The 8,870-nt window shown below is 69.8% G+C and carries 6 protein-coding genes; 5 read left to right on the forward strand and 1 reads right to left on the reverse strand.

Annotated features, from left to right (window positions below; all coding sequences use genetic code 11):
* Window positions 1–1,826, forward strand: a 1,826-nt coding sequence (locus tag V7067_RS13080; protein WP_334176343.1) for an ABC transporter permease, incomplete at its 5' end; no start/stop codon positions are given.
* Window positions 1,827–1,941: 115 nt separating this feature from the next.
* On the forward strand, window positions 1,942–3,036 hold the full coding sequence (locus tag V7067_RS13085; protein WP_334176348.1) for an ABC transporter permease: 1,095 nt from the start codon (window positions 1,942–1,944) through the stop codon (window positions 3,034–3,036).
* A 60-nt stretch (window positions 3,037–3,096) separates the two neighbouring features.
* Here V7067_RS13085 and V7067_RS13090 read toward each other — a convergent pair whose 3' ends face one another.
* Window positions 3,097–3,372, reverse strand: coding sequence for a metal-sensitive transcriptional regulator (locus V7067_RS13090; RefSeq protein WP_334176344.1), 276 nt, complete (start codon window positions 3,370–3,372; stop codon window positions 3,097–3,099).
* A gap of 77 nt (window positions 3,373–3,449) precedes the next feature.
* Here V7067_RS13090 and V7067_RS13095 point away from each other — a divergent pair, with 77 nt between their 5' ends.
* From V7067_RS13095 to pip, 3 genes are all read left to right on the forward strand, one after another.
* The gene (locus tag V7067_RS13095; RefSeq protein ID WP_334176345.1) at window positions 3,450–6,146 is read left to right on the forward strand and encodes a heavy metal translocating P-type ATPase; all 2,697 of its coding nucleotides are present in this window, start codon (window positions 3,450–3,452) and stop codon (window positions 6,144–6,146) included.
* A 43-nt stretch (window positions 6,147–6,189) separates the two neighbouring features.
* Window positions 6,190–7,818, forward strand: coding sequence for a multicopper oxidase domain-containing protein (locus V7067_RS13100; protein WP_334176346.1), 1,629 nt, complete (start codon window positions 6,190–6,192; stop codon window positions 7,816–7,818).
* Window positions 7,819–7,911: 93 nt separating this feature from the next.
* Window positions 7,912–8,870 (forward strand): prolyl aminopeptidase (pip, locus tag V7067_RS13105; protein WP_334176347.1); only part of this gene is annotated, 959 nt, incomplete at its 3' end.

Genomic DNA, 8,870 nt, shown 5'->3' on the forward strand with positions numbered 1-8,870 from the left:
GCGAGATTTTCGGCTTCCTCGGCTCCAACGGCTGCGGCAAGTCCACCACCATGAAGATGCTGACCGGCCTTCTGCCGGCCAGCGCCGGCGAGGCGCGGCTGTTCGGCCGCACCGTCGACGCCGGCGATATCGAGACGCGCCGCCGCGTCGGCTACATGTCGCAGGCCTTCTCGCTCTATGGCGAACTCTCCGTGCGGCAGAATCTGGCGCTCCATGCCGCCATCTTCTCGCTGGAGGGCGCAGCGGCCACGGCGCGCATCGCCGAACTGACCCGCGATTTCGACCTGAAGGACGATCTCGACGCCCTCGCCGACAGCCTGCCGCTCGGCGTGCGGCAACGGCTTTCGCTGGCGGTGGCGGTGCTGCACAAGCCGGAAATCCTGATCCTCGACGAGCCGACATCGGGCGTCGACCCGGTGGCGCGCGACCGCTTCTGGGACGATCTGCAGGTGCTGTCGCGGCGCGACCGGGTGACGATCTTCGTTTCCACGCACTTCATGTCCGAGGCGGCGCGCTGCGACCGCATCTCCTTCATGCATGCGGGCAAGGTGATCGCCACCGGCACCCCGGCGGAGCTTCAGGCCGCGCAGCACGCCTCAAGCCTGGAAGAAGCCTTCGTCGCCTACATGGAGCTTGGCGGCCGCGAGGCCGCCCCCGCGGCCCCGCCGGCGGCCGAAACGGCGGCCCCCACCCGCACCGTGCGCGGGCTCTCGCCGGTCCGCATCGGCGCCTATGCCATGCGCGAGGCACTGGAACTGACGCGCGACAAAGTGCGGCTCGCCTTCGCGCTGGGCGGCACGCTGCTGCTGATGCTCATCTTCGGCTTCGGCATCACCCTCGATGTCGATCACATCCGCTTTGCCGTCTACGACCGCGACGACACGCCGGAAAGCCGGGCGCTGATCGACGAGTTCGCCCATTCGCCCTATTTCGAGATGCAGTCGCCGATCCGCGGGCCGGACGAACTCGACCGCCGCCTTCTGGAAAACGACATCGCCTTCGCGCTGGAAATTCCCGGCCAGTTCGGTTCCGACCTGCGCTCCGGCCGGCCGACGGAGCTGCTGGCGACCGTTGACGGCGCCATGCCGTTCCGCGCCGAAACGATCAAGTCCTATGTCGAGGCCGTGCACCTGCGCTTCCTCAGCGACGTGGCCGAGGCGGCCGGGCAGAGCAGCACGCAGGCAGCCGGGGTTGAGCTGCGCTACCGCTACAATCAGGCCTTCCGCAGCGTCGATGCCATGGTGCCCGCCACCATCGCACTGCTGCTGATCTTCATCCCGGCCATCCTGACCGCGCTCAGCGTGGTGACGGAAAAGGAGCTCGGCTCCATTACCAACCTCTATGTCACGCCCGTCAGCAAGCTGGAATTCCTGCTCGGCAAGCAGCTTCCCTACGTGGCGGTGGCGCTGCTCAATTTCGGCGTGATGACGATTACCGCGCTCACCGTGTTCGGCGTGCCGCTGAAGGGCAGCTTTGCCGGCCTCGCGCTGTGCGCGCTGCTCTATGTGCTGGCCACCACGGCCATCGGCCTCGTCTCGTCGGCGCTGACCAGCACACAGGTCGCCGCCCTGTTCGGCACGGCCATTTCCACCATGGTGCCGGCCACCCAGTTTTCCGGCCTGCTGCAGCCGGTCGCCACGCTGGAAGGCTCCGCCCGGGTGATCGGCACGCTGTTTCCCACCACCTATTTCCTGCGCGCCAGCGTCGGCGCCTTTACCAAGAGCCTGAGCTTCGTCGACCTGCTGCCGTTCGCCGGTGCGCTGGCGCTGTTCTGGCCGGTGCTGCTGACGACGGCCTGGCTGCTGATCCGCAAACAGGGGCGCTGATATGGCAAAGGCTGATCCGGCACACGACGAGCGGGCCCAAGCTGACGGGGCCAAAGCTGACGGGCCAGAGCCGGCCGCGCCCGGCCGCAACCGCGCGCGCAACATCTGGGTGCTGATGAAGAAGGAGTTCCTCAGCCTGCGGCGCGACTATGCCATGCTGGCCTTCGTCATCTATGCCTTCACCGCCGCCATCTACATTCAGGCGAACGGCATGTCGCACGATCTCAACCGCGCACCGGTGGCCGTGGTCGACCACGACCGCTCGGCCCTGTCGGAACAGATCATCGACGCCCTGCTGCCGCCGCGGTTCCAGAAGCCGGTCGCCATCAGCCCCGACGACGTGGACCGGGCGATGGACGATGCGCGCTACATCTTCGTGCTCGACTTCCCGCCCGACTTCCAGTCCGACGTGCTCGCCGGCCGCTCGCCCGATGTCCAGTTGCTGATCGATGCCACCGCCATCATGCAGGCCGGCATCGGCTCCGGCTATATTCAGGAGATCGTGTCCGACGAGGTCTCGCGGTTCGTCCAGCGCAACAACGGCACCCGCACCACGCCGGTCACGCTGTCGGTGCGCATCGCCTTCAACCAGTCGCTGAAGTCGACGTGGTTCACCGGCACCATGGGCCTTGTCAGCAACATCACCATGCTGTCGGTGCTTCTGTCCGGGGCCGCCCTCATCCGCGAGCGCGAACACGGCACGCTGGAACACCTGCTGGTGCTGCCGATCGGGCCAAGCGAAATCATGCTGGGCAAGGTGCTCGCCAACGGCGCCGTGGTGCTGGTGCTCAGCGCCTTCTCCATCCTCGTCGTCCTGCAGCAGCTGCTCGGCATGCAGATCGCCGGATCGGTGACGCTGTTCCTGCTGGCGTCCGCGCTCTACCTGTTCTTCACCGCCGCCCTCGGCATCTTTCTCGGCACGCTCGCCGGCACCATGCCGCAGTTCGGCCTGCTGTTCTTCCTGGTGGTGCTGCCGATGAACCTGCTGTCCGGCGGCTTCACACCGCTGGAGAGCATGCCCGTGTGGATGCAGACCGCGCAGCAGTTCTCGCCCTCCACCCAGTTCGTGGCACTGGCGCAGGCGATCCTCTATCGCGGGGCGGGAATCGATGTCGTGTGGCCGCGCCTCATGGCCATGGCGGCGGCCGGCGCGCTGTTCTACAGCATCAGCCTGATGCGCTTTCGCCGCTTCCTCGCCGCGCAGCAATAAAGGCCGGCGCCCCGCGCACGCGGGGCGCGTTTCCCGCGCGAACCGGCTGTTGCCGCGCCCTCAGCGCTCGGTGCGGGCGAACACCGCCATCAGCTCATCGATCTTGCGCGCCTGTTCGTCGGCATCGCCGCTGCGGATGGCATGGGCGACGCAGTGGCCGACGTGATCGCGCAGCACCGCCTCTTCCACCCGCTTCAGCGCCGCACGGACGGCAGCGATCTGGGTGACGATGTCGATGCAGTAGCGATCCTCCTCCACCATGCGCGCAATGCCGCGCACCTGCCCCTCGATGCGGTTCAGCCGGTTGGTCACAGAGGATTTCGTGTCGGTCTTCATGGCTTGCGTGATACCGCATGGGGGTATATCAATCAAGCCATCCGATACCCCCCGGGGGAATGCAGAGGGAGGCCGGCATGAGCGGCACCTGCGGCCACGGCCCGCACCAGCACACGCACCGCGGCGACACCGGCCCGGCACCGGCCGCCGGCACGGCGACCGATCCCGTCTGCGGCATGAGTGTCGACATCGCCACCGCCCGGCATCGCTGCGACCATGCCGGTACGACCTATTTTTTCTGCTGCGCCGGATGCCGCGACCGTTTCGCCGCCGACCCGGAAAAATACACCGCCCCCGGACACACCGCCGGCCCCCCGCCCCTCGTGCTGCCCCCGAAGAAGCCCCGCCCCGCGGCCGCCCCCTCTCAGGCTGCGGCGCCCGGCGCCTGCTGCGGCGGGCATGGCAGCGGCGGACATGGCAGCGGCGGGCATGGCGACGAACATGGCGGCGGCCACCACCATCATCATCCGGCCGCCGCACCGGCCGCAGCCACGGTCATCGATCCGGTGTGCGGCATGAGCGTCGATCCGGAAAAGACGCCCCATCACTTCTCCCACGGCGGCACGCTCTATCATTTCTGTTCAGCCGGCTGCCGGGCGAAATTCTCTGCCGACCCGGCCCGCTATCTGAGCCCGGCCGGCCCTGAGGTGGCGGTGGCGGAAGGCACGGTCTATACCTGCCCGATGCACCCGGAGGTGCGGCAGAACGGCCCCGGCACCTGCCCCATCTGCGGCATGGCGCTGGAGCCGGAAACCGTCCGGGCGGACAGCGGCCCCAACGCCGAACTCGTCGATATGAAGCGGCGGCTGAAGATTGCCGTGCCACTGACCGTCCCGGTGTTCGTGCTGGAGATGGGCAGCCATCTCGCCGGCCTGCACGGCCTCGTGTCGCCGCAGGTCTCCGGCTGGGTGCAGTTTCTGCTGGCAACGCCGGTGGTGCTGTGGGCGGGCTTTCCGTTTTTCCAGCGCGGCTGGCAGTCGCTCGTCACCCGCAACCTCAACATGTTCACGCTGATCGCCATCGGCACCGGCGTGGCGTGGGTCTACAGCGTGGTCGCGACCCTCGCCCCCGGGCTGTTCCCGGCCGCCGTGCGCGGCCACGACGGCACGGTGCCGGTCTATTTCGAGGCCGCCGCCGTCATCACCGTTCTGGTGCTCGTCGGTCAGGTGCTGGAGCTGCAGGCCCGCGAGCGCACCTCCGGGGCGCTGCGGGCGCTGATGGGACTGGCACCGAAGACCGCCCGCCGCGTGTTCGACGACGGCCGCGAGGAAGACGTGCCGCTCGATCATGTCGCCATCGGCGACCGGCTGCGCGTGCGCCCCGGCGACAAGGTGCCGGTCGACGGCACCGTTGCCGAAGGTCACGGCACGCTGGACGAGTCGCTCGTTACCGGCGAATCCCTGCCGGTCGGCCGCGGCGCCGGCGATCCGGTCATCGGCGGCTCGCTCAACGCCGCCGGCAGCTTCGTGATGGAGGCGCGCGCCATCGGCCGCGACACCATGCTGTCGCGCATCGTGCAGATGGTGGCGCAGGCCCAGCGCAGCCGCGCGCCGATCCAGTCGCTGGCCGACCGGGTGGCCGGCTGGTTCGTGCCGTCGGTTCTGGCCGTGGCGGCCGTCGCCTTCGCGGCCTGGTATGCCTTCGGGCCGGAGCCGCGCTTCGCCTTCGCCATGCTGGCGGCGGTGTCGGTGCTGATCATCGCCTGCCCGTGTGCCCTCGGCCTTGCAACGCCCATGTCCATCATGGTCGGCGTCGGCCGCGGCGCGCAGGCCGGCGTGCTGATCCGCAGCGCCGAGGCGCTGGAACGGCTGGAACGGGTCGATACCCTCGTCGTCGACAAGACCGGCACCCTCACCGAGGGGCGCCCGGCCGTGACCGGCATCGCCACCGCCGGCGGCTTTGCGGAAGACGAGGTGCTGCGCCTCATCGCCAGCCTTGAGCGCGGCAGCGCCCACCCCCTCGCCGCCGCCGTGCTGCGCGCGGCCGGCGAGCGCGGCCTGACGCCGGCCCCGGTGACGGATTTCGCCAGCCCCGCCGGGCGCGGCCTGAGCGGCACGGTGGAAGGCCACCGCCTGATGGCCGGCAACGCCGCCTTCCTCCGGGAGGCCGGCATCGACACCGCCCCGCTTGCCGCCGCAGCCGAGGCGGCCCGCCGCGAGGGCGCGACGGCGGTGTTCGTCGCCATCGACGGCGCGGCCTGCGGCATGATCGCCATCGCCGATCCGGTGAAAGCCACCACCCCGGATGCGCTGAAGGCGCTGACCGCGGCCGGCCTGAAGATCGTGATGCTGACCGGCGACAACCGCACCACGGCCGAGGCGATCGCCCGCCGGCTCGGCATCGCCGAGGTCATCGCCGATGTGCTGCCGGAGGGTAAAAAGCAGGCGGTGGACCGGCTGAAGGCGGCCGGCCGCGTGGTCGCCATGGCCGGCGACGGCGTCAACGATGCTCCGGCGCTGGCGGCGGCCGATGTCGGCATCGCCATGGGCACGGGCACCGATGTCGCCATGGAAAGTGCCGGCGTGACGCTGGTGAAGGGCGATCTCAACGGCATCGTCCGCGCCCGCCGCCTGTCGGCGGCGGTGATGGGCAACATCCGCCAGAACCTGTTTTTCGCCTTCATCTACAACGCCGCCGGCGTGCCGGTGGCCGCCGGCCTGCTCTATCCGCTGTTCGGGCTGATGCTCTCGCCCGTGATCGCGGCCGCAGCCATGGCGCTGTCGTCGGTGAGCGTCATCACCAACGCCCTGCGCCTCGGCCGCGCGCGGCTGTGAACCGGCCCGTCCCCGTCCTCACCCCGATGTTCCGAGGTCAGCCATGTCGTCGTCCCCATCCACCCGCTTCAGCCTGACGCGCCGGCACTTTCTGGCCGGCTCCGCCGCCCTCGCCGTTCTGCCGCCGGTGCTGAGGGCCGGACCGGCTGCGGCCGCCACCGCGCCGCTGGAGATCGTGGCAGAGCGGCGCATCATCGATGTCGGCGGCCGTGCGGCACCGGTGTTTCGCCTTGCCGGCCCCGGCGGCAGGCCCGGCATCGTGCTGGAACCCGGCGCGCCGTTCCGCGCGGTGGTGAAGAACCGCACCGGCCAGCCGACCATCATCCACTGGCACGGCCAGACGCCGCCGCCGGAGCAGGACGGCGTAACCGACACCGGCTTCGCCGGCCTGATCGCCGACGGCGGCGAGGCGACTTACGATTTCGCGCCGCGTACAGGCACCCACTGGATGCACTCGCATCACGGCCTGCAGGAACAGAGCCTGCTGGCGGCCCCCATGATCGTGAAGAGCGCCGACGACGCCCGCCTCGATGCCGAGGACGTGGTGGTGCTGCTGTCCGATTTCAGCTTCCGCACGCCGGAAGAGATTCTCGCCGGCCTCGGCGGCAGCATGAACCATGGCAGCATGGCCGGGGGCGGCGCAGCCATGCCGGGCATGGACCACGGCACGGCAGGCAGTGGCATGGCAGACAGCGGCATGGCCGGCATGAACATGGCCGGAATGAACCATGACGGCATGTCGACGGGCGGCATGTCGATGGACGGCATGGATCACGGCGGCATGGATCTCGGCAGCATGGCGTCGGGCGGGATGGCTTCGGGCGGGATGGACCACGGCGGCATGCCAATGGGCGGCATGGCCGGCACCATGGACCTCAACGACGTCGCCTACGATGCCTTTCTTGCCAACGACCGCACCCTTGCCGATCCGCAGGTGGTGCGGCTGGAGCGCAACGGCCGCGTGCGGCTGCGGATCATCAACGGCGCCTCGGCGACGAATTTCCACATCGATCTCGGCCCGCTCGCCGGCAGCCTGATTGCCGTCGACGGCAACCCGGTCGTGCCGCTGACCGGCAGCCGCTTTCCGCTCGCCCTCGGCCAGCGCATCGACCTGCTGGTGACGCCGCCGGCGGGCGCCTGCGCCGTGTTTGCGGTGCGCGAGGGCGACAAGGCCCGCACCGGCATCGTTCTGGCCACGCCCGGGGCCGCCATCCCCCGCCTTGCAGAAACGGCCGATGCCGTCAGCCCGCCGCTCGACGCCGGCTTCGAGGCCCGGCTCTCTCCGGCCGCCGGCGGCGTGGCCGCAGACGAAGCCCGCCCGCTCGAAGCCACCCTCGGCGGCGCCATGATGCCCTATCGCTGGACCATCAACGGCGCCATCTGGCAGGACCGCAAGGCGCTGCCGGTCACGGCCCGCACTACCGCCCGCGTGACCTTCGCCAACCGCACCGGCATGTCGCACCCGATGCACCTGCACGGCCATCATTTTCAGGTGGTCGCCATCGACGGCCGGCCGCTGGCCGGCGCCATGCGCGACACGGTGCTGGTGGCGCCCGGCAGCACGGTGACGGTGGCCTTTGCCGCCGACAATCCGGGCCGCTGGCTGCTGCACTGCCACAACCTCTACCACATGGCGAGCGGCATGATGACCGAGGTGGCCTACGCCGCCTGATCCCCGCCCCGGCCCGCGGCCGGGCGGCAGGCGGTTTCCACGGCGGGCGAAAAGCTCTAGGAAGGGGCCGTCATCCCAATCGGAGTCCGGCGGATGAGTCCCCTCCCCCACCTTCGCACCTTCTATCCCGAGATCGAGCCCTACGACAGCGGCCTTGCCGATGTCGGCGACGGCCATCGCATCTACTGGGAGCTGAGCGGCAACCCCGCCGGCAAGCCTGTGGTGTTCCTGCACGGCGGCCCCGGCGGCGGCGCCTCGCCCAGCCATCGCCGGCTGTTCGATCCCGCGCGCTACAACATTCTGGTGTTCGACCAGCGCGGCTGCGGGCGGTCGCTGCCCCACGCCAGCCTTGAGGCCAACACCACCTGGCATCTCGTGGCCGATATCGAGCACCTGCGCCGCATGGTCGGCGTGGAGCGCTGGCAGGTGTTCGGCGGCTCGTGGGGCTCCACGCTGGCGCTGGCCTATGCCGAGACCCATCCGGAGCGCGTCAGCGAGCTGGTCCTGCGCGGCATCTTCACCCTGCGGCGCGCGGAACTGCTCTGGTACTATCAGGAAGGCGCCTCGTGGCTCTTTCCGGATCTGTGGGAGGGCTTTGTCGCGCCGATCCCCGAGGCCGAGCGCGGCGACCTGATGGCCGCCTATCGCCGCCGCCTGACCGGCGATGACGAGGCCGAGCAGCTGCGGGCGGCACAGGCGTGGAGCCTGTGGGAAGGGTCCACCATCACGCTCCTCCCCAATGCCGCCCTGACCGCGGGCTTTGCCGACCCGCGCTATGCGCTGGCCTTCGCCCGCATCGAAAACCACTATTTCGTGCACGGCGGGTTCATGGAGGAAGGCCAGCTCATCCGCGATGCCCACCGGCTGAAGGGCATTCCGGGCGTGATCGTGCAGGGGCGCTATGACATCGCCTGCCCGACCAGAACCGCGCACGATCTGCACCGCGCCTGGCCCGAGGCCGACTACCACCTGATCGACGATGCCGGCCACGCCTATGACGAGCCGGGCATCCTCGATGCGCTGATCCGCGCCACCGACCGTTTCGCCGGCGC

It is taken from the genome of Pseudoxanthobacter sp. (genome assembly GCF_036822375.1).
GTDB lineage: Bacteria > Pseudomonadota > Alphaproteobacteria > Rhizobiales > Segnochrobactraceae > Pseudoxanthobacter.

Bases quoted from the DNA above. Each gene is read 5' to 3' on its own strand.
- V7067_RS13090 (WP_334176344.1), bottom strand. From the start codon at position 3,372: ATGAAGACCGACACGAAATCCTCTGTGACCAACCGGCTGAACCGCATC.
- V7067_RS13085 (WP_334176348.1), top strand. From the start codon at position 1,942: ATGAAGAAGGAGTTCCTCAGCCTGCGGCGCGACTATGCCATGCTGGCC.
- V7067_RS13100 (WP_334176346.1), top strand. From the start codon at position 6,190: ATGTCGTCGTCCCCATCCACCCGCTTCAGCCTGACGCGCCGGCACTTT.
- V7067_RS13095 (WP_334176345.1), top strand. From the start codon at position 3,450: ATGAGCGGCACCTGCGGCCACGGCCCGCACCAGCACACGCACCGCGGC.